The sequence below is a fragment of the Streptomyces sp. 1331.2 genome (genome assembly GCF_900199205.1).
Taxonomy (GTDB): domain Bacteria; phylum Actinomycetota; class Actinomycetes; order Streptomycetales; family Streptomycetaceae; genus Kitasatospora.
On the sequence record NZ_OBMJ01000001.1, the window covers coordinates 6176815 to 6201257 of the forward strand.

Annotated in this window: 25 protein-coding genes and 2 pseudogenes; 11 read left to right on the forward strand and 16 right to left on the reverse strand. The window is 73.2% G+C overall.

The annotated features are described in order from the left end of the window. Positions 1 to 350: 350 nt before the first annotated feature. Positions 351 to 696 (reverse strand): annotated as a pseudogene (locus CRP52_RS40885) (hypothetical protein); the annotation flags it as partial. A gap of 311 nt (positions 697 to 1007) precedes the next feature. Between CRP52_RS40885 and def the strand changes: the two are divergent. From def to CRP52_RS26910, 5 genes are all read left to right on the forward strand, one after another. Further along, positions 1008 to 1553 carry a peptide deformylase gene (gene def, locus CRP52_RS26890; protein ID WP_097238738.1) on the forward strand — a complete coding sequence of 182 codons (546 nt, stop codon included), beginning with the start codon at positions 1008 to 1010 and terminating at the stop codon, positions 1551 to 1553. A 33-nt stretch (positions 1554 to 1586) separates the two neighbouring features. Next, positions 1587 to 2531 (forward strand): methionyl-tRNA formyltransferase, encoded by a 945-nt coding sequence (fmt, locus tag CRP52_RS26895; RefSeq protein WP_097238739.1) that lies wholly within the window; start codon positions 1587 to 1589, stop codon positions 2529 to 2531. Between the two features lie 127 nt (positions 2532 to 2658). Continuing rightward, positions 2659 to 3015, forward strand: coding sequence for a hypothetical protein (locus tag CRP52_RS26900; protein ID WP_097238740.1), 357 nt, complete (start codon positions 2659 to 2661; stop codon positions 3013 to 3015). 192 nt (positions 3016 to 3207) lie between these two features. Then, complete coding sequence (locus CRP52_RS26905; protein ID WP_097238741.1) at positions 3208 to 4647, forward strand: RsmB/NOP family class I SAM-dependent RNA methyltransferase; 1440 nt, start codon at positions 3208 to 3210, stop codon at positions 4645 to 4647. A 52-nt stretch (positions 4648 to 4699) separates the two neighbouring features. Beyond that, complete coding sequence (locus CRP52_RS26910; RefSeq protein ID WP_097240369.1) at positions 4700 to 5704, forward strand: MerR family transcriptional regulator; 1005 nt, start codon at positions 4700 to 4702, stop codon at positions 5702 to 5704. Here CRP52_RS26910 and CRP52_RS26915 read toward each other — a convergent pair. The 6 genes from CRP52_RS26915 to CRP52_RS26940 all read right to left on the reverse strand — a co-directional run bounded on the left by CRP52_RS26915 (position 5649) and on the right by CRP52_RS26940 (position 9237). Next, positions 5649 to 6119 (reverse strand): hypothetical protein, encoded by a 471-nt coding sequence (locus tag CRP52_RS26915; RefSeq protein ID WP_097238742.1) that lies wholly within the window; start codon positions 6117 to 6119, stop codon positions 5649 to 5651. The two genes, CRP52_RS26910 and CRP52_RS26915, sit on opposite strands and share 56 nt — an antisense overlap. Positions 6120 to 6385: 266 nt before the next feature. Further along, complete coding sequence (locus CRP52_RS26920) at positions 6386 to 6697, reverse strand: sulfurtransferase TusA family protein (protein WP_097238743.1); 312 nt, start codon at positions 6695 to 6697, stop codon at positions 6386 to 6388. A gap of 70 nt (positions 6698 to 6767) precedes the next feature. After that, positions 6768 to 7268: a MarR family winged helix-turn-helix transcriptional regulator gene (locus CRP52_RS26925; protein ID WP_097238744.1), complete on the reverse strand. Its 501-nt coding sequence runs from the start codon at positions 7266 to 7268 to the stop codon at positions 6768 to 6770. Positions 7269 to 7344: 76 nt separating this feature from the next. Further along, positions 7345 to 7701 carry a DUF6204 family protein gene (locus CRP52_RS26930; RefSeq protein WP_097238745.1) on the reverse strand — a complete coding sequence of 119 codons (357 nt, stop codon included), beginning with the start codon at positions 7699 to 7701 and terminating at the stop codon, positions 7345 to 7347. Between the two features lie 104 nt (positions 7702 to 7805). Next, positions 7806 to 8492 carry an ester cyclase gene (locus CRP52_RS26935; protein ID WP_257032872.1) on the reverse strand — a complete coding sequence of 229 codons (687 nt, stop codon included), beginning with the start codon at positions 8490 to 8492 and terminating at the stop codon, positions 7806 to 7808. Continuing rightward, the gene (locus tag CRP52_RS26940; protein ID WP_097238746.1) at positions 8485 to 9237 is read right to left on the reverse strand and encodes an SDR family oxidoreductase; all 753 of its coding nucleotides are present in this window, start codon (positions 9235 to 9237) and stop codon (positions 8485 to 8487) included. Before CRP52_RS26940 ends, CRP52_RS26935 begins: the two co-directional genes overlap by 8 nt. A 136-nt stretch (positions 9238 to 9373) precedes the next feature. On the opposite strand from CRP52_RS26940, the gene CRP52_RS26945 reads away from it, so the two are divergent. Continuing rightward, a complete protein-coding gene (locus tag CRP52_RS26945) occupies positions 9374 to 10351 on the forward strand; it encodes a LysR family transcriptional regulator (protein WP_097238747.1) in 978 nt (325 codons plus the stop codon). Between the two features lie 226 nt (positions 10352 to 10577). Here CRP52_RS26945 and CRP52_RS26950 read toward each other — a convergent pair whose 3' ends face one another. Continuing rightward, positions 10578 to 11267: an alpha/beta hydrolase gene (locus tag CRP52_RS26950; protein ID WP_097238748.1), complete on the reverse strand. Its 690-nt coding sequence runs from the start codon at positions 11265 to 11267 to the stop codon at positions 10578 to 10580. Positions 11268 to 11698: 431 nt separating this feature from the next. On the opposite strand from CRP52_RS26950, the gene CRP52_RS26955 reads away from it, so the two are divergent. Continuing rightward, positions 11699 to 13219 carry an outer membrane protein assembly factor BamB family protein gene (locus CRP52_RS26955; RefSeq protein WP_097238749.1) on the forward strand — a complete coding sequence of 507 codons (1521 nt, stop codon included), beginning with the start codon at positions 11699 to 11701 and terminating at the stop codon, positions 13217 to 13219. Positions 13220 to 13321: 102 nt separating this feature from the next. Here the strand turns inward: CRP52_RS26955 and CRP52_RS40620 are convergent, their stop codons facing one another. Beyond that, positions 13322 to 13843: a GNAT family N-acetyltransferase gene (locus tag CRP52_RS40620; RefSeq protein WP_097238750.1), complete on the reverse strand. Its 522-nt coding sequence runs from the start codon at positions 13841 to 13843 to the stop codon at positions 13322 to 13324. 166 nt (positions 13844 to 14009) lie between these two features. Here CRP52_RS40620 and CRP52_RS26965 point away from each other — a divergent pair, with 166 nt between their 5' ends. Continuing rightward, entirely contained in the window at positions 14010 to 14819 is an 810-nt protein-coding gene (locus CRP52_RS26965; RefSeq protein WP_097238751.1) for an alpha/beta fold hydrolase, read from the forward strand. Between the two features lie 55 nt (positions 14820 to 14874). Here the strand turns inward: CRP52_RS26965 and CRP52_RS26970 are convergent, their stop codons facing one another. Beyond that, positions 14875 to 15864, reverse strand: coding sequence for an ArsR/SmtB family transcription factor (locus tag CRP52_RS26970; protein WP_097238752.1), 990 nt, complete (start codon positions 15862 to 15864; stop codon positions 14875 to 14877). Positions 15865 to 16049: 185 nt separating this feature from the next. On the opposite strand from CRP52_RS26970, the gene CRP52_RS26975 reads away from it, so the two are divergent. Beyond that, positions 16050 to 17462 (forward strand): alpha/beta fold hydrolase, encoded by a 1413-nt coding sequence (locus CRP52_RS26975; protein ID WP_097238753.1) that lies wholly within the window; start codon positions 16050 to 16052, stop codon positions 17460 to 17462. Positions 17463 to 17526: 64 nt separating this feature from the next. Here CRP52_RS26975 and CRP52_RS26980 read toward each other — a convergent pair whose 3' ends face one another. The 3 genes from CRP52_RS26980 to CRP52_RS26995 all read right to left on the reverse strand — a co-directional run bounded on the left by CRP52_RS26980 (position 17527) and on the right by CRP52_RS26995 (position 20591). Next, on the reverse strand, positions 17527 to 18093 hold the full coding sequence (locus tag CRP52_RS26980) for a hypothetical protein (protein ID WP_143685829.1): 567 nt from the start codon (positions 18091 to 18093) through the stop codon (positions 17527 to 17529). Then, entirely contained in the window at positions 18081 to 19226 is a 1146-nt protein-coding gene (locus tag CRP52_RS26985; protein ID WP_097238755.1) for a serine hydrolase domain-containing protein, read from the reverse strand. Before CRP52_RS26985 ends, CRP52_RS26980 begins: the two co-directional genes overlap by 13 nt. A 795-nt stretch (positions 19227 to 20021) precedes the next feature. Next, entirely contained in the window at positions 20022 to 20591 is a 570-nt protein-coding gene (locus CRP52_RS26995; RefSeq protein ID WP_097238757.1) for a DUF1707 SHOCT-like domain-containing protein, read from the reverse strand. 435 nt (positions 20592 to 21026) lie between these two features. Between CRP52_RS26995 and CRP52_RS27000 the strand changes: the two genes are divergently transcribed. Further along, complete coding sequence (locus CRP52_RS27000) at positions 21027 to 21512, forward strand: hypothetical protein (protein ID WP_097238758.1); 486 nt, start codon at positions 21027 to 21029, stop codon at positions 21510 to 21512. Here the strand turns inward: CRP52_RS27000 and CRP52_RS27005 are convergent. Both CRP52_RS27005 and CRP52_RS27010 read right to left on the reverse strand, forming a co-directional pair. Further along, positions 21505 to 22014, reverse strand: a pseudogene (locus CRP52_RS27005) (transposase); the annotation flags it as partial. The gene CRP52_RS27000 and the pseudogene CRP52_RS27005 sit on opposite strands and share 8 nt — an antisense overlap. 63 nt (positions 22015 to 22077) lie before the next feature. Then, the gene (locus tag CRP52_RS27010) at positions 22078 to 22734 is read right to left on the reverse strand and encodes a TetR/AcrR family transcriptional regulator (protein WP_097238759.1); all 657 of its coding nucleotides are present in this window, start codon (positions 22732 to 22734) and stop codon (positions 22078 to 22080) included. A gap of 116 nt (positions 22735 to 22850) precedes the next feature. Here CRP52_RS27010 and CRP52_RS27015 point away from each other — a divergent pair, with 116 nt between their 5' ends. Next, positions 22851 to 23861: a hypothetical protein gene (locus tag CRP52_RS27015; RefSeq protein ID WP_097238760.1), complete on the forward strand. Its 1011-nt coding sequence runs from the start codon at positions 22851 to 22853 to the stop codon at positions 23859 to 23861. 109 nt (positions 23862 to 23970) lie between these two features. On the opposite strand, the gene CRP52_RS27020 is transcribed toward CRP52_RS27015, so the two are convergent. After that, positions 23971 to 24363, reverse strand: a complete 393-nt coding sequence (locus CRP52_RS27020) for a hypothetical protein (protein ID WP_143685830.1) — start codon at positions 24361 to 24363, stop codon at positions 23971 to 23973. Positions 24364 to 24443 lie beyond the last annotated feature (80 nt).

Genomic DNA, 24443 nt, shown 5'->3' on the forward strand with positions numbered 1-24443 from the left:
GCCGGTGGGGCGGGGTGAGTGGGCCACCCCGCCCCGGACGGCCGGTGGTGCGTGCGGTGGTGCCCGTCAGCCGCGCAGGGGGATGCCGGTGCGGTCGACGGGGGTGGTGCGGTCGGGCTGGGGGCGGTCGACGGGGGTGCGGTCGAGCGCGGGGCGGTCCAAGGTGCTGCGGTCCAGGCTGCTGCGCTCCATGGGGGTGCGGTCCAGGCTGCTGCGGTCCAGGCCGCCCTGGCGGGCGGCGGGGACGGTGGGGGTCAGGCCGCCGGCCGGAGTGGTGGGGAGGTCCTCGGAGCGATCCGGGCGGCTCGGGCCCGGGACGGCGCCGCTGGCGGCGAGGAGTTCGCTGGTCGGGCGGCGCATGCCGTAGCGGCGGTGCACGGCCTGCTTGGTGACCCCGAGGGCGGAGCCCACCGAGTCCCAGGAGAAGCCCAGCGCGCGGTCGAACTCGACCGCCGCCGCCACCAGGGTCTCCACGCTCTCCCGCAACTCCTGCGCCAGTCGCACGGTCGGCGCCGGAGCCCGCCCGTACACCACGAAGCCGGCCGAGGTGCTGGGGCGCCGCGGTCGGTAGACGTTGCCCAGCTGGGCGGTGAGCGTCCGCAGCGCGTCGACCTGGCGCCTCACCCGCTCGATGTCCCGCACCAGCAGGTGCAGGCTCGCCCGCGCCCGGGCGTCGTGGTTGATCTGCTCGGCCATGGCCTACGTGCCACCTTCCGTACGGTTCAGCTCGGCCGGGGCGCGGTGTCCCGTGCGCCCGGCCCCGGTCAATCTCTCTTGACCAACGCCGAATCGGGGGCCGGGGTAACGCGGCTCGCCGGACTCGGGATATGCCAGCGGGTGTTCGGTCGGTCCGAGGGCAGGCTCCGGGGCATGCTCCGGGGTGTGGCCGGGGCATGGTCCGAGGGCATGGGGGGCGGGGTCGGCGCGTTGCATAGACTTGGCCGAACAGCCGTTGCCCGCAGCCCCCGAGCGACTCCCGACACCTCGACGGACAGGACCCGTACCCCGTGGCGATCCAGCCGATCCGTCTCTTCGGAGACCCCGTCCTGCGGGCCACCGCCCAGCCGGTGACCGTGTTCGACAAGGAACTGCGCAACCTGGTCCGCGACCTGACCGACACCATGACGGCCGCCCCCGGCGCCGGCCTCGCCGCGCCCCAACTCGGTGTCTCGCTGCGGGTGTTCACGTACCACGTGGACGGCGTCACCGGGCACCTGATCAACCCGGACCTGTCGCTGAGCGAGGACGAGCAGGAGGGCCCCGAGGGCTGCCTCTCGCTGCCCGGCCTGCGCTACGACACCAGGCGCGCGTACGGCGTGGTCGCCAAGGGCTTCAACATGTACGGCGATCCGGTGACGTTGGAGGGCACCCAGCTGCTCGCCCGGTGCATCCAGCACGAGACCGACCACCTGGACGGCATCATCTTCATCGACCGCCTCGACGGCGAGCAGCGCAAGGCCGCGCTGAAGGCGATCCGGGAGGCGGACTGGGGCGGCGGGCCGGCTCCGGTCGTCAAGGTCTCGCCGCACAGCACCTTCGGCGCTGCGCGCTGATTTCCTGAATTCCCTTTTACAGAAAGGCACTTGATGCGCCTCGTGTTCGCCGGCACCCCCGAGGTCGCCGTTCCCGCCCTGGACGCTCTGCTCGCCTCCGACCGGCACGAGGTCGTCGCGGTGGTCACCCGCCCCGACGCCCCCGCCGGGCGCGGCCGCAAGCTGGTCGCCAGCCCCGTCGCGCAGCGCGCCGAGGAGGCCGGGATCGAGGTCCTCAAGCCGGCGAAGCCCAGCGACCCGGAGTTCGTCGCGCGGCTCACCGAACTCGCCCCCGACTGCTGCCCGGTGGTCGCCTACGGTGCGCTGCTGCGCCCCGGCACCCTGGAGATCCCCAAGCACGGCTGGGTCAACCTGCACTTCTCGCTGCTGCCCGCCTGGCGCGGCGCGGCCCCCGTCCAGCACGCGGTGCTGGCCGGCGACGAGGTCACCGGCGCGTCCACCTTCCTGATCGAGCAGGGCCTGGACTCCGGCCCGGTCTACGGCGTCATCACCGAGGAGGTCCGCCCGACCGACACCAGCGGCGAACTGCTCACCCGGCTCTCCGTCTCCGGCGCCCGGCTGCTCGCGGCCACCATGGACGGCATCGCGGACGGCTCCCTGCACGCCGTGCCGCAGCCCGCCGAAGGCATCACGCTCGCTCCGAAGATCACCGTCGAGGACGCCCGGATCGAGTGGAACCACCCCGCGCTGCGGATCGACCGCGTGGTGCGCGGCTGCGCGCCGGCGCCCGGGGCGTGGACGGAGTTCCGGGGCGAGCGGCTGAAGGTCACCGGGCCGGTGAAGCTGCTGGCGGAGTCGGCCGAGCTGGCGCCCGGCGAGGTTGCGATGGTCGGCAAGAACAGCGTGCGGGTCGGGACCGGCAGCCACGACATCGAGCTGGGGGAGGTCCGCCCACAGGGCAAGAAGGAGATGCGGGCCGCGGACTGGGCCCGGGGCGCCCGGCTGGCGGCGGGGGAGCGGTTCGGGGCGGCGAGCTGAGGGCCCACCCGTGGGCTGAGGGCTCGGGGGCGGTTCGTCCGGGGCGCTGAGATTCGCCGCGCGGGGTGGTGCGGGCGGGCCTACCTTGGTCCGAGTGGGGGGTTCCTCACCAGGAAGGCTGATCCCCATGGCCCGACTCACCTGGACGAGCCCGCGCACCTGGACCGCCGTGGCCGGTGCACTGCTGGTGACCGCGACCTACGGGCTGGCGACCGCTCCACCGGCCGGTGCCGTGACCACCACGGTGGTCGCCGGCGACCCGGCCGCCACGGGCACGCTCTCCTCCGCCACCTGCCCGGCGGACCACCACCTGATCTCGGGCGGCTACGACCTGGGGACCGTCCAGGTCGATTCCTCCAGCGGTTCGCCGCCGGCCCTGGTGGTGGAGCGGAACGCACCGTCGGTCGACAAGAACAACACCTGGGAGGTCATCGCGGTGGGCATCGACGGAGCCCGGGCGCTCGCCCTCTGCGAGGCGGACTGACGAGCCGTCCGGGACGGGAGGCCGGCCCCTTCGGGGAGAATGGGCCGGACCTCTCAGGCGAGAGGGGGTCGGACCTGTCGGGCGAGAGGGGGCCGGACGTCTCACAGTCGGGCATCGCGCAGTCGGGCATCTCGCAGGGGATATCGTTGACCCCGATAACCACCGCAGCACTTTGAAGCAGTCGAGGCACCAGTGAGCACCCCCACCCCCGGCGCCAAGCGCGCCCCCCGTCCGCACCGCCGTCCGAAGAAGGACCCGGCCCGGATCGTCGCGTTCCGCGCGCTGCGCGCCGTCGACGAGCGCGACGCGTACGCCAACCTGATCCTGCCCTCGCTCCTGCGCGAAGCCGAGCAGAAGGGCATGGACCGGCGCGACGCCGCCCTCGCCACCGAACTCGTCTACGGCACCCTGCGCCTGCAGGGCACCTATGACGCGATCATCGCGGCCTGCATCGACCGGCCGCTCAGCAAGGTCGACCCGCCGGTCCTGGACGTGCTCTCGCTCGGCGCCCACCAGCTGCTCACCACCCGCATCCCCAGCCACGCCGCCGTCTCGGCGACCGTCGAACTCGCCCGGGTGGTGCTCGGCGACGGCAAGGCCAAGTTCGTCAACGCCGTGCTGCGCCGGATCAGCGCCCACGACCTGGACGCCTGGATCGAGCAGGTCGCCCCGCCGTACGACCAGGACGCCGAGGACCACCTGGCGGTCGTCCACTCGCACCCGCGCTGGGTGGTCGCCGCGCTGTGGGACTCGCTCGGCCGCTGGCAGCCGGACGCCTCCGGGCGCAGCGCCGTCGAGGAACTGCTGCGGGCCGACAACGAGCGGCCCGAGGTCACCCTGGTCGCCCGCCCCGGCCGGTCCACCGTCGGCGAACTGGCCGACGCGCTGCCCGAGGCCCAGCCCGGGCGCTGGTCCCCGTTCGCGCTGCGGCTCGCCGAAGGCGGCGACCCGGCCTCGATCGACGCGGTCCGGGAGAACCGGGCCGGCGTGCAGGACGAGGGCAGCCAGCTGGTCGCGCTGGCGCTGGCCACGGCGCCGGTGGACGGCCCGGACCGGCTCTGGCTGGACGGCTGCGCCGGCCCCGGCGGCAAGGCCGCACTGCTCGGCGCGCTGGCCGCCGAGCGCGGGGCGGCGCTCGTCGCGAGCGAGAAGCAGCCGCACCGGGCCCGGCTCGTGGCGCGGGCGCTGGAGGGCAACCCCGGCCCGTACACGGTGATCGCGGCGGACGGAACGCGCCCGGCCTGGCAGGCCGGCGGCTTCGACCGGGTGCTGGTCGACGTGCCATGCTCCGGACTCGGCGCGCTGCGCCGCCGCCCGGAGGCGCGCTGGCGGCGGCGCCCGGCGGACGTCGCGGCCTTCGGGCCGCTCCAGCGGGACCTGCTGCGCTCGGCGATCGAGGCCACCCGGGTCGGCGGCGTGGTCGGCTACGCGACCTGCTCGCCGCACCTGGCGGAGACCCGGGCGGTCGTGGACGACGTGCTGCGGGAGGAGGGCGGCCGGGTCGAGTGGATCGACGCGCGCCCGCTGCTGCCCGGCGTCCCGGCGCTCGGGGACGGGCCGGACGTGCAGCTGTGGCCGCACCTGCACGGGACGGACGCGATGTACCTGGCGCTGCTGCGGCGGACGGCCTGATCGGTAGCGGGTGGTTGCATCTCCCGTAGGGGGAGGCGGCAGGGTGGTGGCCATGAACGGCGACGCGACGTACACCATCGGTGAGCTGGCCCGGCGGGCGGGGGTGACGGTCAAGACCGTCCGCTTCTACTCGGACCAGGGGATCGTGTCGCCGGCCGACCGCAACCCGGCCGGCCATCGGCGGTACGGCGCGGACGCCGTCGCACGCCTGGAACTCGTCCGCACCCTGCGGGAACTCGGGCTCGGACTGCCCGCGATCCGGGGAGTGCTGGAGCGCCAACTCGCGCTGCCCGCCGTGGCGGCGGCGCATGCCGAGGCGCTGGACATGCAGATTCGGGTGCTGCGGCTGCGACGGGCTGTGCTGGGGGCGGTGGCCAGGCGCGGGTCTTCACCCGAGGAGTTGACGTTCGTGCATCGGTTGGCCCGGCTGTCGGAGGACGAACGGGGGCGCCTGATCGGGGAGTTCCTGGCGGGGGTGTTCGGTGGTGGTGGGCCTGGGGGTGGTGGGCCCGGTGGCCGGTTCGCGGCCGCGGCGCGCTCGTTGACGCCGGAGTTGCCGGAAGACCCGTCGGCCGAACAGGTCGAGGCGTGGGTGGAGTTGGCGCAGCTGGCGGGGGACGTGGAGTTCCGGGCGCTGCTGCGCGGGCTCGTCGAGGCGGAAGCGGCGGAGGCAAGCGGGGGGCTGCCGGGGCCTGGACTGGCGGTGATGGTACGGGAGTTGGCGAGGCCTGCGGTCGCCGTGGCGGCGGAGCCCGGGTCGGAGACGGCGGCGCGGGTCGTCGCGGAGCTGCTGGAGCGGTACGGGGAGATGGTTCCGGGCTCTGCCGGGGTGCTGCGGGGCCGGCTGGGAGAGCGGCTGCGGGCCATGGCGGATCCGCGGCGGGAGCGGTACCTGGAGCTGCTGGCGGTGGTCAACGGGTGGGCTGCGCCGGAGAGTTGGGCTGCGGAGGTGGAGTGGGCGGTGCGCGCCGTGGGCGGTGGTGGTGGCGGCTCGGTTGCGGCTACGGCTTCGGCTTCTGCTTCGGCTGTGTCGGGGGTGGGCAGGGGAGGTTGGTGAGGAAGGCGTGGGCCTGGGCGCGGAGTTCGTCGACCGGCGGGTCCTCGCAGACCGCCTCCAGGTCGAGTGCGGTCGCCTGGCCCGTGTGGGTGTAGGACTGGTAGGCGAGGTACGGCCGGTGGTCGTCGGTGGGGTCGAGCCCGACGGCGAAGGTCGCGAAGCGGGTGCGCTCGCGCTCCGTCCGGGCGCTCTCGGTTCGGGAGAGTTCCCATTCGAACTCGTAGGGCTCGGGCTCGGCGGGCAGGTCCAGCAGGGCCTGGGCGAGCTGGCGGACCTCGTCCGGGTCGGCGAACGGTAGGGACTCGGACCCGAAGGGTGTGGCGGCGAACAGCTCCCAGTCGTGACCGTTGTGGCTGACGGTCAGCGCCCACTGACCGTTCTTGTCGTGCCAGTGGCAGTGGAGGGTCGGGTCCATGGTGGTCAACCTCCCTGTGGGCATGGGCCGTTCGTGTTCCCTCATCGTGGCACACCGGGCGGCCGACGGAAGTCGGGACTGAGCCGTTCTCGGGCCCGTTGCCAGACGTTCCGCAGCGGACGGTAGTCAGGACGGTGACGCCGTGCTCGGCGATCACCCGGTGGGCCGGCGGCGGGCATGGCGGACGTCTGCACCGGCGGTCGGGGTGGGTGCGCGGGGATTTTTCCGTCGGGGAGGTGGGGCTGGGGAGCTGGGGTGTGGGGGCGTCAGGGGGTGGTGGGGGTGGGGGTGGGGTGCCAGGGGCGGGTGGGGTGCGTGGGAGTGGGGGTGGAGGTGAGGCGGAGGGCGTAGATCTCATGGCCGGGGGCCTCGTGGGGGACCTGGCCGAGGTAGTCGTGGCCGGTGAGGTGGCACCAGGCGGGCAGGTCGAGTGGGGCGGCGGGGTCGGTGGTGAGGATGTGGACCACCGCGCCGGCCGGGAGGTGGGCGATGTGGGCGCGCAGTCGGAGCAGGAGCTGGACGCAGAGCAGGCCGGTGCCGTCGACGGTGAGGTCGGGGGTGGTAATGGGGCGGGTCATGGGGGTTCAGCCTAGGCGGCGTGGCGGGTGAGGGGCGGCGTCGGGTGGGGGTGGCGTCGGAGGGTGGTGGTCAGGTGAGGCGTTGGCCGGGGGCGGTGCCGCCGAGGCGGGTGAGCAGGGCGGACAGGCGGGTGAGGTCGTCGGGGCTCCACTGGGCGGCGGCGAAGTGGTCGGCGGCGACCTGGCGGGCGGTGTGCAGCATCTCGGCGAGCCGGTCGCGGCCGGTGGGGGTGAGGGCGGCGTACGCCACGCGGGCGTCGCGGGCGGCGGCCTCGCGGGTGACCAGGCCGATCCGTTCCAGTGGGGCGAGGCCGCGGGTCACACCGGAGGCGGTGAGGCCGAGTGCTTCGGCGAGGTCGACCCGGCGCATTCTGCCGCCGGGGGCCTGGGCGAGGTGGAGCAGCATGGTGAAGTCGGACAGGCTCACGCCGTGCAGGCCGCTGAGGCTCGCGTCGAATCGTTTGACCAGGGCGGTCTGGGCGCGGACCAGCCGCAGGGCGGTGTCCAGCGGGTCGGGGCTCGGGTCGGTTTCGGTGTGCTCGGTCGTACGGTCGGTTGTGCGCTCTGTCATTGCCACCTCCTTGACTGCTCAAGTATATCCCCGGAGGGAGCCGCCAAGGAGGTGGCGGAGGGGGAGGGGGGTCGGATCAGCGGATGGTGGAGGCGGCGCGGCGCTGTCGCTTGCCGAGCGGCGCCTGGGAGAGGTCCTCCGCCTGGGAACGCAGGTTCTTGTAGCCGTAGCCGCGTTCGGTCAGCCAGTTCTCTGCGGACTGCTCGGCCCGTTCGGTGGCCTCCAGGATGTCCTCCTCGGCCTCGCCCTCGTCCAGGAAGCGGAACGTGAAGGCGGTGCGGGCGGAGAGGTCGTAGCTGAGGTGGCCCTCACGGGTGAAGGCGGCGCGCAGGACGTCGTGCTCGGGCGCGGCGGCGACGAGTTCGGCGCGCTGCTCCTCGGTGAGGCCGTCGAAGACGCCGCGCACCATGATGCGGAAGGTTCGGGTGGTCATCTCCCGACGATAGGCAGGAGGGGCCGCCGACCGCCAATGCGATTTCGCCGGTGTGGCGGTGTGGCGGTGCGTCGGTCGGCGGCCGCTCGTCGGGGAGGCGGGCGTCAGCCGGTGACGCCCAGTTGGGACAGCAGGGCCGTGTTGTCCTCGATGTGCCAGTCCTCCACGATCCGGTCGGTGCCGACGTGCTGGATGTCGATGGCGTTGAACTCGATGCGCTGGCCGCTGCCCCGGACACCGTCGAAGGTGCCGGTGAAGTGACCGCGGAAGACCAGCCGGGCGGTGATCCGGTCCCCGGTGACCAGGGCCTCGGACAGCTCGCAGGTCAGGTCCGGCACGGCGGCCCGGAAGGTCCGGGAGGCCAGGACCGGGCCGGTGGGGCCCTGCGGGCGGCCGGGCGGGAGCGTGTTGTCCCGGAAGGCCGGGCTGATCGCCGCGTCCAGGTACCGCTGCTGCCCGGTGTTCCAGAAGGTGTACAACTGCTGGGCCAGGTGCACCTCCTGGGCTGCGCGCCGGGCGCCGAGGGAGCGGTCCACGGTGAGCGCCTTCGGCTGGACCAGGTCGGGCGAGCGGTCGACCAGGCGCTGGGGCCAGGGCTGTGGGTCGGGGTGATGGGTGGGCGAGTGGGTGGGCGAGTGGGCCGGGGCAGCGGCGGCGGTGGTGCCCAGCAGGACGGTCAAGGCAGCGGCCACGGCGGCGGTGCGCGGCGCGAGGCGCCGGCGGGTGGCGGAGCTGGCGGTGGCGGAGCTGGCGGTGGTGGTGGCGGCGGTGCCGGGCCGGGGCTCAGACAAGGCGGCCACCCCCGTCGACGTGCAGCACGGTGCCGGTGACGTACGGGTTGTCGATCGCGTAGAACACGGCCTTGAGCAGGTCCTCCGGGCTGCCCACGCGGCGGGCCGGATTGCGAGTCGCGACGCCGCGCAGGAACGCCTCCTTGTCGGAGCCCAGGCCGTCCCAGGAACCGGTGTCGACGATGCCGGGGGAGACCGCGTTGACCCGCACCGGCGCGAGCTCCACCGCCAACGCCTGGACCAGGAAGGCCAGGGCGCCGTTGGTGGTGGCCATCACGGTGCGGCCGGGGGACGGGCGCCAGGCGGCCACACCGGAGAAGAAGGTGAACGAGCCGTCCTCGGACACCTGCCCGGCCAGGTGCTTGGCCAGCAGCAGTGGGCCGATCACCTTGGCCGAGAACGCCCGCTGCACGTCGGCCACTTCGAGCTCCTGCAGCGGGCCGTTGGCCGGTATCGCGGCGGTGGACACCAGGTGGTCGAACCGGCCGGCCCGGGCGGCGAATTCGGCGATCGACCGCTCCTCCGCGAGGTCGAGGGCGAGCACCTCGGACGGGCCGGACAGCTCACCGGCCGTCCACTCCAGCTTGCGCGGATCCGGACCGGCCAGCACGAGCTCGGCACCGGCGGCGGACGCGGCCCTGGCGAGAGCACGGCCGGTGCGGGAGCCGGCGCCGACGACGATGAGGCGCCGGCCCGTGAGGGCGGTGGGGGTGCTGGGGTTGGGGAGGTCGGGGAGCTCGGACACGGGAGTGTTCCTTTCGGTTCGGGTCAGGAGCCGCCGCTTTGCTGTTCTGCGGGCGGCGGCGGTACCCCATGAGCCTCGCCTGAGCTGCGGTGATGAGTCCAAGGATTGTTTTCTACGCCGACGATAAAATGTGTTCATGGCAACGCTCAGGCAGCTCGAATACCTGGTCACGGTGGTCGACACCGGCTCCTTCACACGCGCGGCCGAGCAGCTGCACGTCACCCAGCCCGCGCTCTCCCACCAGATCCGGGCCCTGGAGAAGGCCGTCGGTGGCCCGTTGCTGGAACGCCTGCCGCGCACGGTACGGCTCACCCCGATGGGGCGGGCGGTGCTGCCGCACGCCCGTGCCGCGCTCGCCGAAGCGGAACGCCTGCGCACCGTGGCCCGGCGTACGGCGGGGCTGGAGGAGGGCGAGCTGGAGGTCGCGGCCGTCTACTCCGTCAGCCTCGGCATCCTGCCGCCCGTGCTGCGGGCCTGGCGGCGCCGGCACCCCGGCGTGCGGATCCGACTGCGCGAGTACCCGCACGCCGATCGCCTCCAGGCCGCGATGAGCGCGGGCCGCGCCGACGTCGCCATCGGCCCTGCCCCGACCGGCTGGGAGGGGCCGATCCGCGAACTCGGGGTCGAGGAGTTCGTGATCGTCCTGCCCGCGGACGACCCGCTGGCCGACAGCCCCGGCGGCACGGTGGATCCGGCCCGGCTCGCGGACCGGGACTGGGTCCACTACGCCCCCGACAACGGCCTCGCAGACCTGCTCGACCGCGTCGGTGCCCGGGCCGGATTCCAGCCCCGCGCGGCCGTCCGCGCCGAACAGACCTCCGCCGCACCGCTGTTGGCCGCGGCAGGGTTGGGCCCCGCCCTGGTGCCCGCCAACATCGTGCCGCCGCACTTCGACGGCGCCCTGCTCCGCCCGGACCCGCCGATCCGTCGCACCCTCACCGCCTACACCCGCACCCGGCCCGACCCGCTCACGGTCGCCTTCGCGGACCTCCTCGCGGAGCAGGCGAAGGTGAACCCGCCCGCGCCTCCGGCGGCGTTGGGGCCGGTGGGTGGAGAGGGGGAGGGGTGGAGAGTGGTGGGTGGCGGCCGCGACGGGGGTGCTGGGGTGGGGTGATGGCTGGCTGGAGGAGGTGATGCGTCGGCCGGTGGTGGTGGGCTGAGAGGCGGGGAGTGGGGGTGGGGGTAGGGCGCATGATGGGGGCTCCTTGACTGGGCTTGGTGGTGTCAAGGGTGGGGGTTCGGGGGGGCGGTTGCGTATGTGCCGATCGGCAGGAATCCGGCGGGAAATGCGGCGGGCCTCCCCTGCCGATCGGCAGGGGAGGCCCGGGAGTCGGGGTGGGTCAGACCCGGACGGGGAGGCGAGTGCAGACGCTGCCCGTCGCGAGCGGGGCGGGTTCGGCGCCGAGGGCGGCGAGGGTGAAGGCGGTGGTGAGCGCGCTGATGTCGCGGGCCTCGCGGAGCAGGTAGTGGTTGGCGCCCGGGGCCTCGTAGCGGGCGAGGTCCGGGACGACCTCGCGGGCGCGCAGCCCGTACTCCAGGGACTGGGTGGCGTTGGCCGCGCTGTGGTCGCCGGTGCCGTGGACGATCAGGACCCGCCGCCCGGCCAGCTGGTCGACCGCGTCGCCGCTGGGCAGCCAGGGGGCGATCCCGGCGACGCCGACGACGGACGGGTGCCCGGCGCACCAGAACGCGGCGCGCCCGCCGAGCGAGTTGCCGATCAGGACCACCGGTACGTCGCCGTACCGGCGGGCGAGTTCGTCGAGCGCCCACCGGGTGTCGACGGCGGTGTCGGCGTCCGCGCCGTTCCAGCCGCTGTACCGGTAGCGCAGCAGGTGGACGGCGGTGCCGTGCGGTCGGCCGCGGTCGGTGAGTTCGACGGCGAGGTCGCGCAGGCCGCGTTCGGCGACCTTCAGCGGTCCGCTGTGGCTCCGGATGAACCCGCCCGGTAGCAGCAGGGCGACGCCGTTGACGGGCCCGTCCCCCTGCCGGGGGGTCAACTCTGCGGTGCGCGGACGCTGCGCTCGGAACACGCGAAATCCTCCCTGATGTGTACAGGCGGATTCTACGGTTCCGGCGACGGGGCGCGGTGCGCCGGCCGGGGCCAGGGGACCCGGTCGGTGACCAGGGGATCCAGCGGGTTCCCCGGGTGCGCGCGGTCGGGTCAGGCGGCGGGCAGGGTCGCTGATGGCGGACTCTCCTCGGCTGCGGAGCGCGGCAGTCCAGCGGGTTGGGCGGCCCAGGCTGAGGGGCCAAGATTGGCCCGTTTTCGTTGGTAGGAGCGCCGGCGGAGCTGCGCGGGCGGAGTGGGGATTCGTGCGGATCACCCCACCTTGGGCCTTTCATGTGCAGGTGATGGCTGGGGTTTTCCCTGCTCTTTGTTTCGGATCATGGCGGGCTCTGCGACGATCCGAAGATCGTCGCCTCGTTGCGGTGGGCGACGCGTCGCAGGGGAGAGACGGGCATGGCCGGTGGGCCCGAGGACAGTGTCGTCCGGGCGGGGTGGAGGGCCAGGTTCGCCTGGGGCAACAGGTTCGCCTGGGACAAGGAGACCTGGATGGTGGTCTCCGGCGGGGTGCTGGGGGCCATGTTCGTCAGCATGGGGCTGGCGGTGCTGTTCGGGCCGGCGAACGGGTTCGGCGGCGACAGCCTCGCGTTCATGGGCATCATCAGCATCCTCGGGCTGATGCCCTGCGGTGCGGGCTTCGTCTGGGCTTTGATTCACCCCCGGGTCGGGTTTCCGTCGGCCGCCGTGGGAGCACTGCTCGGGCTGGGGATCTTCCTCTGCTTCGCCGGGGACGGCGTCAACGACACCTGGACGGCACCGCTGGACCGGCCGTCCACGACCCGCGCGCTGGGCAGCTGGACGGCCGGGGACCTGGTGGTGCGGGTCCGGCCCGACCTGGTGGTGGCGTACCGGAGCGCCACCGGCGCCGTGGTGTGGCGGTGGACCCCGCCCGGGCAGGACTCGGTGTGCGCGATGAGCCGGGGGACGGGGCAGGGCGAGGCCGGCGGGATCGGGCTGATCGGCCACTCGCCGCACGACAAGCCGTGCGCGGCGGTGACCGCACTCGGCCTCACCGACGGCAAGGAGGGCTGGACCGCCGCCGTGGACACGCCCGCCCGGGACGGGGACTCGGCGGCGCCGGACGTGGTCGCCGTCGCCGGGCCGCAGGCCGTCCTGCAGGAGAAGGACGGCTGGCGGGCGGTCCGCCTGGCGGACGGCGCGGACCTGTGGCGCGGTACGGCCGACCCCGGCTGCGCCCCGCTGCAGGTCGCGGGCGGGGCGCAGGACGTGGTGACGGTCGCGCAGTGCGGCGCCGCGCCGCCCGTGCTGCGGTCGCTGGCGGCCGTCGACGGGCAGGAGCGGTCGCGGATCGCCCTGCCGGCGGACGGCGGCCTGAAGAACCTCGCCGTGGTGTCGGTCGACCCGCTCGCGGTCTGGGTCGACGCCCAGGGCGAGCGCGGGACGCACGCGGTGCTCGGCTACGACCGGGACGGGCGGCAGCGGGCGTCGATCCCGGTCTCCGGCGAGGAGTACGACCTGGACGTGATGCTGGGCGGGCTGCACGCCTTCGACGAGTTCGACGCCCGGCCGCTGTTCGGCGGAGTGGTCGTCGGCGACCTGTTCATCGTGCCGGGCGAGAAGCCCGGCGACGTCACCATCAGCGGCGGCAAGCACCCGAGCCGCAGCGCCACCGGCCGCCTCGTGGCGTACTCGCTCGCCGACGGCGGGCAGCGGTGGACGGCGGGGCTGGACGACCAGGTGACCGGCCTGGTGGTGGACGGGAGCTCGGTGTGGGCGATGACGCGCGGCCGGATCGTCCGGGTCGACGCGGCGACCGGACGGCGCAGCGCCGAGCTGGACGTGAACGGCACGTCCTCGCTCTACCCGGTGGACCTGTCGGTCGCGGGGCCGGACCGGTTCGCGGTGGTGGCGGAGGACGGGACGCGGGACGAGCCGCCGGTGCGCGGGATGGGCTGAGGGCCCGTTGCGGGTGGTGCCGGGTGACGCGGTGGTGCCGGGGGACCAGGTGACGCCGGGTGACGCGGGTGACCTGGTGACGCCGGGTGACGCGAGGACGGGTCAGGACCGGAAGTCCGGGTAGCCCAGGATGAAGACCCGCTCGGCCGGGTTCCGCACGTAAGGAATCACCTTGCCGGTGTCCTCGAAGCCCAGCCGCCGGTAGAAGGCCAGCGCCCGCCCGTTGCTCTCGTTGACCCCGAGGGTCAGCCACCGTGCGTCCGTGTGGTCCCGCGCGTGGCGGATCGTCGCGTGCACGAGGTCGACGGCGGGGCCGGCGGCGCCGCGGTGGGCCGGGGCGACGTAGACGGAGCGGACGCACACGGTGTCGGGGACGTCGGGGACGGGTTCGACCCCCGCGATTCCCACCCAGCTCCCGGCCTCGTCACGGACCGTGAGGGTGGCGGAGCCGTTTTCGGCCGTGGCCTCGGCGGCGGCCTGCCGCTGCCAGTGGCCGTCGGGCCGGGCGGCGGCGTCGGCATAGGAGAGGTGGAAGGCGCCGGGGGAGTCCTGCAGCGCCTCCAGCGTGATCTCGCGGAGTTCCCGCCACTCCTCGGCGGCGATCCGGCGTACGACGTAGGGCATGCACCGAGCCTGGCACGGCCGTGACGCAGCGGGATCACACGTGAGGATGATCTTCGTCCCGGTCCTCCCCGGTACGCGGGAGCAGGCCTCCCACCGGCGGGACCTGAGCCTTCCGGGCGGTTGTGTCAGGCTGGTGGGGGAGCACCGCCGAGATCGGGAGGCTCTGATGGCCGAGATCAGCGTGAACGGGGTGACGCTGCACTACGAGGCCCGCGGGCAGGGCCCCGGTGTCGTCCTGGTGCACGGTTCGTGGAGCGACGGGGACTCCTGGGCGCGGGTGATGCCGGGCCTGTCCGAGTCCACCACCGTCGTCGCCTACGACCGCCGGGGACACAGCCGCAGCGAGGACTCCCTCACCCAGGGCTCGGTCCACGAGGACGCGGCCGACCTGGCCGGGCTGATCCACGAGCTCGGCCTCGGGCCCGCCTTCGTCTACGGGGACTCCTACGGCGCGCTGGTCACGCTCCGGCTCGCCGCCGCCCGCCCCGACCTGCTCCGCGGCATCGCCGGGCACGAGCCGCCGGGCACCGGCATCCTGCTCGCCGACCCGGACCTGCGCCCGATCGGCACCGCCTTCGCCGACCGGATCGCCGCCGTCCGCGAGCTGCTGGAACAGGCCGAATCGGCCGCGGCCGCCGAACTGTACGTGGACAGCCTCGCCTTCGGGCCCGGCGCCTGGGAGCAGCTGCCCGCGCCGATCCGGCACACCTACATCCGCAACGCGCCGACCTACCTCGACGAGCTGCGCGACCCGGACGCGCTCGACCTCGACCTCACCGGGCTGGCCCGCTACCCCGACCCGGCCCTGCTGACGCAGAGCGACGACAGCGCCCCGATGTTCGGGGAGGTGCTGGACCTCATCGACCTCGCCCTGCCGAAGGCGGAGCGGCACCTGTACGTCGGCGCCGGGCACGCCCCGCACCTGTCGCAGCCGGAGGAGTGGGTGCGGGTGGTCCTGCCGCGGGCGCTGGCCTGAAGCCGCGGGCGGGCGCCGGCCTGACGCGACGGAACGCCCGGGACCGGTTGCGGCGTCAGCGGGTCGCCAGCAGCTCCTCGCCGCGCGGCGTCCGCCGGTACAGCACCTCCCGGCCGCTGCGCATCCGGCTGACCAGACCCGAGCGGTGCAGCACGCCCAGGTGGTACGAGACGGTGCCCGCGCTCAGGAAGTGCCGGGCTGCCAGGTCGACGGTGGTCGTCGGGTCGACCAGGGCGGCGAGCAGGTCCGCCCGTGTCGGCCCGAGCAGTTGGGCCAGCGCCGGAGTGGGGGTACGCGGGACGGCCGGCGGCTTGGCGACCGGGTACATCAGGGTCGGCGCCCGGTGGCAGCCGTCGACCGGGTCCAGGATGACGTGGATCTGCCGGCTCACCAGCGTCGGCATCAGCAGCACCATCCGGGCCGGCATCGTCACCTCGAAGCGGCTCTCCAACCGGATCAGCCCGTCCGCCCAGGAGAGCTCCGGGGAGAGCGAGTTGAACAGCGAACCGGTCCCGTACCGGGCCAGGAAGCGGCCCCGCTCGTCGACCTCGGCGTCCAGCACCGCCCGGGCGTCCGGCCAGTACGGTGCGAGCGCCGCCTCCCAGTACCGGCCCAGCTCGTCGGCGACCCGCTCGGCGAAGTAGCGCGGGCCGCGCTGCACGGCGCGCAGCACCACGTCCGGCACCTGACGGCCGACCAGGTTGGCGGCGGGCAGGCCGTGCCGGACGGTCTCCAGCTCCGCCCGCACCCGCTCCGGGTCGGCCCGGCGGACGGCCTCCAGCTGCTCCGCCACCGTCGGCTCCGGCCCGGCCGGGTGCGGGGAGAGGAAGTCCGGGATGTAGCCGCCCGGCTGGTCCAGGGCCAGCCCCGACAGCAGCTCCAGCTTCTCCCGGCGCAGCACCCGGCGGGTGCGGCCGACCCAGGCGTACGGGCCGGTACGGGAGTTGAGCGAGAAGGCCATCAGGGTGTTGACGGCCTCGTGCAGCGGTGAGACCACGAAGCGGGTGCGGGCGAGCCCGGCCGAGTCGATGGTGAGTCGGATCATGCCGTCCTGTCCGTGGGAGATCGCCTGGGGACCGCCGGATTCGACTGCCGTGCGGCGCCCTTTCGGCTCCGACCTTTCGACTCTGGTCGAATCCTGACACGAATGCTCGCGTTCGGGACCGCCCCGGCTCAAGCTGTTTTCCGTGACCGCGTCAGCACGGACGCGGTGCGAACGGAAGGACGAACATGACGAGCACGCGCGGCCGTGTCGCCGCCCTGCTGGGCGCTGCCGCGGTGGTCGCCGGCACCACCCTGGCCGCCCCCGCCGTCGCGGCGCCGGCCGCAGGAGCGGCCCGGCCCGGCGGCGGGATCACCGGGCAGTCCGGCGGGATCACCGGGCAGGCGCCCTGCCAGGGGGCGCCCGAGTTCACCTGCGGGACCATCACCGTGCCGCTCGACCACAGCGGCGCCACCCCCGGCTCCCTCCAGCTCGACGTGGCGATGACCGGCAACGCCGACGCCCCCAAGGGCGACCTGCTGTTCCTCACCGGCGGACCCGGCCAGCCCGGCGTACCGCTGATCCGGCGGGTCGCGAGCAAGCTGACGCCCGTCCTCAAGGACTACCGCCTGGTCATGTTCGACCAGCGCGGCACCGGTGAACGCGCGTTGCAGTGCCCCGGGCTGCAGGAGGACATGGGCTCCTCCGACCTCGCCGTGCCCCGCAAGCAGTCCATCGCCGACTGCGCCGCCGCCCTCGGCCCGAACGCCCGCCACTACGGCACCGCGGACACCGTCGGCGACATGGACCTCCTGCGCCAGGCCCTCGGCGACCGCCGCCTCACCATCGACGGCGTCTCCTACGGCACCTTCGTCGCCGAGCGGTACGCCCTCGCCCACCCGGCCCACGTGGCCCGCCTGGTGCTCGACTCGGTGGTGCCGCAACGCGGCTTCGACCCGCTCGACCTGGGCGCGCTGCCCGCCACCGCCCGCGTCCTGCACACCGCCTGCCAGGCCACCGGCTGCACCACCGACCCGGCCGCCGACCTCGCCGCCACCGTCCGCAGGTACGGCAACGGGGCGCAGATCCTCGACGCGCTCACCAGCTACGAGTTCGCCGACCCCGACTACGGCGGGGTGCCGGAAGCCCTGCACGAGGCCGCCGCCGGGCAGCCGGCCAAGCTCCAGGCCTTCATCGACGAGGTGCACAAGAACGACGCCGCGCCCGCCGAATTCCTCAGCCAGGGCCTGCACGCCGCCACCCTGTGCGCCGACTCGCACTTCCCGTGGGGCACCACCGACACCCCGGTCGCCGGCCGGGCGGCCGCACTGGAACGCACCCGGCAGCGGCTGACCACCGAACAGACCTGGCCGTACGACGCGGCGACCGCCACCGGGCTCGGCAGCCTGCTGGTCTGCCTGGACTGGCCGCGCGAACCGGTGCCGCCGACGCCGCCCGCGCACCGCAAGCTGCCCAACGTGCCGGTGCTGCTGATCGGCGGTGACCGGGACCTCTCCACGCCGTACGAGTGGCTGTACGAGGAGGCCGCGCAGGCGCACGACCCGCAGATCGTGATCGTTCCCGGGGCGGCGCACTCGGTGCAGTCCCGGGCGGCGAACCCGGCCGGGCGACAGGCGGTGTACGACTTCCTCCTGAAGTAGGGCCCCCGTACCGGGCCAGGCGGCGGGCCGTTCCTCACGGGGGTGGGAACGGCCCGCCGTCGGCTCAGGATTCGGCCGCGCCCCAGCCGTCGTCAGGCAGCGTACGGTCCGGCTCGGGGCAGTCGGGGTGGTCGTAACCCCAGAGGCCGGTCTTGTGCAACAGCCAGTCGCCCAGGGGCGGTTCGTCGTGGCCGATCCGGTCCACGAGGACGAAGGCGACCCGCAGCTGCTCGGCCGGGGCCACCTCCAGGGTGCGCTGGCCGGGGATGTTCTCGTAGGTCACCGTCTCCCAGGTGCAGCCGGCGGCGGTGAGCGCGGCGACCAGGGCGGACTCGGTGACACGGGTGTCCAGCGTGCCGAACCCGCCGTCGCCCTCCGGGAGTTCGAGTTCTCCGTGCCAGGTGGGCAGGGAGAGACTGCGGAGCCGGCGGCAGCGGCAGAACACCGTCTGGGCGTCTCCCCAGCCGAAGGCGTGCGGCCAGCGCGACTCCTTGTGGACCCGCCCGCCGTCCCACGGATCGCCGTAGCGGGCGGCGAGTTCGGGCAGCGAGGCGTCGTAGCGCAGATCGCCGAGGCCGCCGGTGAGGGCGAGCGCGGTCAGCCGGCCGAGGAAGTCCGTCACCCCAGGCACTCGCGCACCGCCTCGATCAGCCGGTTCGCCCGGGCGTCGCCGTGGCCGATCATCCGGTTGGCGACGTAGGCGAAGCCGACGCCGAACTCGTCGTCACCGAAGGCGAACTGGCCGCCGGCGCCGTCATTGCCGAAGCTGCGCGCGCCGAGCAGCCTGCGGAAGGCGGGGGAGTCGAGCAGCACCCCGGAACCCCAGCGGGCCCCCATGTCGAAGCCCAGGAAGCCCGCACCGGCGGAGACTTCGCGCACCGCGTCGGTCACCGTCTCGCGGGAGAGCAGCCGGGGCGAGCCGTCCAGGCCGGTCACCGCCGCCGCGTACAGGCCGGCCAGCCCCGTCGCGGAGGCGACGGCCCCCGCACCGGGCAGCTCGATCGCGTGCAGCGCCGGGTCGTTCCACCCGTGCGGAACGTCCAGGCCGGGGAAGACCAGCGCGCCGTTCATCGTCACGATCCGGGTCAGCAGGTGCTCCGGGCCGGGCATCGGACGACGGCCCTCGGCTTCCACCAGCCGGGCCACGTGCCGGAGTTCGCTCTCCGGAAGGCCGATCCAGACCGGCAGTCCGCCGAGCGGTTCGGCGATCTCCTTGCGCAGGAACGCCCCCGGGGTGAGGCCGGTGATCCGGCGGATCACCTCGCCGACCGCGAAGCCGAGCACATGGCCGTGGTACTCGTACGTCGTCCCCGGCTCCCAGAGCGGCTGCTGCGCCTCGATCGCCCGGATCACCGGCGTCCACGCGGCGATCTCCTCGAAGGAGAGCACCGCGTCCAGGGCCGGGATGCCCGCGCGGTGGCCGAGGATCATCCGGGTGGTGATCTCCTGCTTGCCGCTTCGCGCGAACTCGGGCCAGTAGCGCGCGACCGGGGCGTCCAGGTCCAGGCGGCCCTGCTGGGCGAGCAGGTGGGCGCTGATGCTCACCGCGCCCTTGGCGCAGGAGAAGACGGGTACGAGGGTGTCCTGCGTCCAGGCCCGCCCGGTCCGCTCGTCGGCGGTGCCGCCCCACAGCTCCACCACCTTGCGGCCGCCGACGAAGACGGTGACGGCGGCGCCCAGTTCGGGGAACTCGGCGAAGTTGCGCGCGAAGACGTCGGCGACGGCACCGAAGCGCTCGTCGGCCCAGCCCTGGTACTGCTGCATGATGTGGTGCCCCGTTCTGACCTCAAGATCGACCGGACCACGCTACGGGAGCGGAGCGGTCGTGACGAGGGGATTTCGCCACGTCGGGGCGGGTGGGGCGGGTGTGACGGACTCGGGCGGCGATCGGGAGGGGTGTGCGGGTTGGCCAGGGTTCCTCAGGAGCTGCTGTGCTACGGGGCCGGCCGATGGATGGCCTCGGGGAGGCCGACGGCGAGCACCGCGTCCTGGGCTTCCCGCCAGAACTGCAGCGAATCACCTGACTTCTATCCGGTACGGCCAGTCGGTCGAGGTGATCCGAGCGACGTCGGAGCGGTCGTGGTCGGCTCGGTCAGGGAGTCCGGCAGGAGCGCCACCTGGCAGGCACCGTCCCTCACCGAGAGGATCGCGTCGGTGCCCGAAATCCCGGCAATCCCAAGGACCTTCGCAGCCCCCATGGACGGCCGCGCATCGATGCTGCGCTGGATCGGCTCACTGGCGGACGTGGCGACGAGCCCGTTCAAGGCCCACGGCCCGTCTCCGCCCTGAGGTGCGGTGCCGCCGCCGGTGCGTGCGGTCGCGAGGCCGGCCGTGGGGAGAAGTGCCGTGCCCACGAGCCGGTTGGACCGCCGCATGTGCTGAAGTCTCCTGGCGGGACCAGTAGTTGTAACAGAAGCCTACCGGGTGGAGGCGGAGCCGCCGCCGGCAACGCCGATACGCAGCACGTACATCACGCCCGCGAGTGCTGCCCGGTCCGGTACGCGCAGGCGTCCGGGGTAGCGACGACGGCGCTCGGGAAGGTGCGGCTGCCGTAGATCGTTATGTGCGCCGGGCCCTGCGCGCCACCTCGGATGTGACGAACTGCTCCACAACGCGGATGTGGCGGGCCGCGCCAACCAGTTCGATACGGACCAGGAGTGGTATGCCTGAGTCGACGGGCGGCCTGACCTTGATCTTGCCGAACTCCACATTGAGCTCGGTGGTGTCCACCACTATGCCGGGTTTGGTGACCAGGACTAGCTTCCCGCCCTGCGCATCGATGTCGATGTGCAGGGTGCTATGAGTGATCTCTGCTTCGGTGAAGTCGAGGATGACGCGGCAGAAGTGGGTGCCGAACGCGATCCGCCGAGGCACGGTCCATCGGCCGGTGCGTTCGAACCGGCCGAAGCGCTGGTTGATGTGGAGCACCTCCTCGGCCTGCTTGGCGGCCGGTAAGTCAGAGGTGAGCGAGGCGAGTTCGCCGATGGTCCGAGCCGAAAGCGCGGCTTCCACACGGGTTTCGAGCTCATCGGTACTCAGCCGGCCGTCGCCGGCGGCCAGACGCAGGACGTCCACGGCCTGATCCCGGTCCGCGTGCGAGGCTCGCAGCTCCGGCGGTTCTCCCGACATGCGACCAACGTTAGCCCACGTGCTTGAAGGTGGTCTATGACGCTCGGGCGGCTTGCCGCTGGTAGTGGTGGGTTCGAGGCGCGGTCGGAGCGGCGGGATCGGATCCGGATGGCCTGACGCCGGCGCGCTGCTCGGGAAGGTCCCTGCGGATCCGTGGAGTCACGGACAGGACAGGTGATTTCGGCGGCCCCGGCAAACCGGCCGGGGCCGCCCTTCGGCATGCCTTGCCGTTCCTATGCCGACGAAGGGCCTTACTTCACCCTGCAGGCTCGATGGCAGTGCGGGCGTCCTGCGCGGGGACCGGGCGGCACCCCCGGGCGGGGGAGTGGGAAGTCGGCGGGTCCGACTTCCCACTCCTCGCCGGGGGCGCCTCTATGGGGTTCGTCAAGGAAAATCGGGCTGCGTTCGGGTGGCGTTGGAGGGCAGCATGGCGGGATGCCGGATCTGCTGTGGGACGACGTCAGGAACTTCTTCGATCCTGACCTGATGGGTGCTCTGCCGGACGTGTCCGTGGAAGGCACTTCGGTGGATGACTGGCAGGCGGTGTTCGATCTGGTCCGGTCGAGCGGTTGGGCGTGGGAGTACTTGGAGGGCCGCGTCGCCGTGCCGCTGCCTCCCGCAGCGGAGGTGTTGTCGCGTCCGGCCGGCGCCGAGACGGTCAACCTTCAGGTCTGGCCGGTTCCGGGCGTGCTGGCGATCTTCCGTCCGATGTCTGCCGAGGAGATCGACTTCGATGTCGACCTTCGCGAGCTGCAGGGCCAGGAGGGAGTGGACACTCTGTGCCGGTTCCTGGCGGCGGTCGGTCGGCGACTGGGCAAGCCGGTGGCCATGACCGCCGAAGGCGACTACGGGAACCCGGTGCTCGGGTTTGACCCCGCGGCCGATCGCGTGGTGCTGATGGCGGACCCGCAGTTCAGCTGACCTCTGCCGCCACCCGGGATTCGTAGAAGGTTCCGTCGCGGAGCATCGCGAACAGGACGTCGACCCGGCGTCTGGCCAGGCAGAGGAGGGCCTGGGTGTGCCGTTTTCCTTGGCCGATCTTCTTGTCGTAGTAGGCGCGGGAGGCCGGGTCGCTGAGCGAGGCGAACGCAGCCAGGAAGAACGCCCGTTTCAGCTGCTTGTTGCCCCGGCGCGAGGGGTGCTCGCCGCGTATGGAGGAGCCGGAACTGCGGGTCGCGGCGGCAAGCCCGGCGTAGGAGGCGAGGTGGGCGGCGGTCGGGAAGGCGCTCGCGTCGCCGACGTCGTTCAGGACCCGGGCACCGGTCCTGGTCCCGATGCCCGGGATGGACGTGAGGATCTTGGACAGCGGGTGCTCGTCCAGCAGTTCCTGGATCCGCTTCTCCAGGACCTTGCGCTGGTCGAGGACGGCCCGCAGGGAGCCGGCCAGGCTCGGCACGATCAGCGTGGCCGCCTCGGTGCCCGGCGACCATCATCTACGTTGAAGCGGCAGGTTGTCTGTCCAGCGGATGCCCCAGGTGGGTCGACTTCACCGCTGGGTGCGTCGCTCGGCGGCGTCGAACGCGGGTGCGAGCGGGGCCAGTGCCGTGCGGAGCTGGTCGGGCAGTGAGCCGGAGGGCACGACCAGTCCTCCGGCGCAGAAACTCCCGGCGGCCCCTGCGCTCCCGGCCGGCTGGAGCCAGCCTTCCAGTGCGATGCGAACCGCCGCGGCCACGCTCGCCGCGAGCACGCGGGCTGTGTGTGCTCCGGTGTCAGCCAGGCGTTCGGCGATCACCGCCGTGAGAGGGGGCTCGATGCCGGCGGTGGCGTCGAGGAACGCGTCGCGCAGCGCGGGCTGGGTGGTGATCAGCAGCAGCGCCTCGTGTTCGTGCTCACCGGTGTTCGTGTACTGCTCGACCACTGCTTCGGTGACGGCGTCAGCCAGGCGGGCTCCTGCGGGCCGGGCCGCGACGGATGCCGCGATGCGCGCCTCCCGGTCCGCGGTGACAGCGGAGACGATCGCCTGCTCGCGGCTGGCGAAGTAGTTGTTGTAGGTGCGCGGCGAGACCCCGGCCGCCCCCGCGATGTCCTCGACCCGCACCTGGTCCAGTCCGCGCTCAACAGCCAGGCGCAGGGCCGCCTCGCGTAGCGCCTCGCGCGTGGCCTGCTTCTTCCGCTCCCGCAGCCCTGGTGGTGGTGTCGTCACGGTGCCAGCGTTCCACACAGGGATGCGTGCACGCAAACTTGCGCGCACGCAAGTTCCCTGTCAGCCTCGACCCGACCGAGACCGACCGAGAGGACGTCGCCATGCGAGCAAGAGGAATGACCTACGACACCGGATTCGTCGTGCACGGCCAGACATCCCGCGAGCACTTAGACCCCGCGGTGGTCCGGCGTGAACTCGCCATCATCCGCGACGACCTGCACTGCAACGCGGTCCAGATCATCGGCGGCGACCCGGACCGAATGGAACTGGCCGCCGATGCCGCCGCCGAACTCGGCCTGGAGGTCTGGTTCTCGCCCTATCCGCTGGAGCTGAATCCGCACCAGATCCTCACGCTCTTCCGCGACTGCGCCGAGCGCGCGGAACGGCTCCGGCAGCAGGGGGCCACCGTCGTGTTCGTCGCAGGGGTCGAGCTGAGCGTGATGAACCGCGGGTTCCTGCCCGGAGAGAGCCCCGAGGAGCGGGTCGAGCAGCTGATGAGCCGACCCGAGCAGCGATCCGTTGCGATGCGCGAACTCGGCGTGCGCATCAACGCATTCCTCCGCGACGCCGCGGCCACGGTCCGCGAGCACTTCCAGGGCAAGCTCACCTACGCATCCATCCAGTTCGAACAGGTCGACTGGACCCCCTTCGACATGATGACGTTCGAGCTGATCCGCTCCGCCGAGGTCGCCGACCGGTTCCGGGAAGCGGTGCGCACCCTGGCCCAGGGCCCGAAGCCACTCGCCATCACCGGGTTCGGCACCGCGGCCTACCGCGGCGCGGGAGACCGCGGTGGGCGGGTACTGGAAGTGGTCGAGCATGACCCGGAGACCAAGGCCCCGGTACGGCTGAACGGCGTGTACGAGCGTGACGAGGCCGGCCAGGCTGCATACCTGAGCGAACTGCTGGAGATCTTCGAGACCGAGGGCGTGGACAGCGCGTTCGTGTTCCTGTTCGCCTTGCCCGGCTACCCCCACCGCCCGGACGGCGACCCCCGGGACGACCTCGACCGGGCCGGTCTGGGCATCGTCAAACTCCTCGAAGGGCGCCGGGGACAGACCTACCCCGACATGGAATGGGAACCCAAGGCCGCCTTCGCCGCAGTGGCGCAGCGGTACCGGAGGTGACACGCCCCGCGCACGGTGACCACGGCTCGGGATCTGCCCTGCGCCGCAGGGCAGATCCCGAGCAGATGGAAGCGGTATTCGCCGAATCCGGGACGGTGGTGACGGATGGTCATCCCCCGGCCGACGGGCGGTGCGACCATGTGGCGATGCCCAGCGCCGTACCGATGCCGACGAAGGCGGCGGCTCCGACCGGAGCCACCCAGCCGGTGAGCGGGCCGTACGGGATCAGCAGAGTGCCGGCCCAGGCCGGGGCGAGCGCGACGCCGATCAGCGCGAGGACGGCGGTGAAGTCGACGCCGTGGCGCTCCAGCCAGACCAGGGCGGTGGGCGCGCCGTTGCGTGCGAACTCGTCCGCCACGTCGAAGCCGTCGGCCACGCCTGCCCGGCCGCCCGCCGCCCAGTACGTCTTCAGCGCGATGTAGGGGAGCGCGAGGGCGCCCGCCAGGGGGACGGCGCTGCGCGCGGTCTTCGGTGCCAAACGGAGTGCCAACTGGGGAGCCATGCCCGCCCACTTCGGTGCCGTCGGTGTCGTCGACTTCACTCTGCGGTACCGCGGGCAGTGCGGGCGTCATGCGCGGGGAC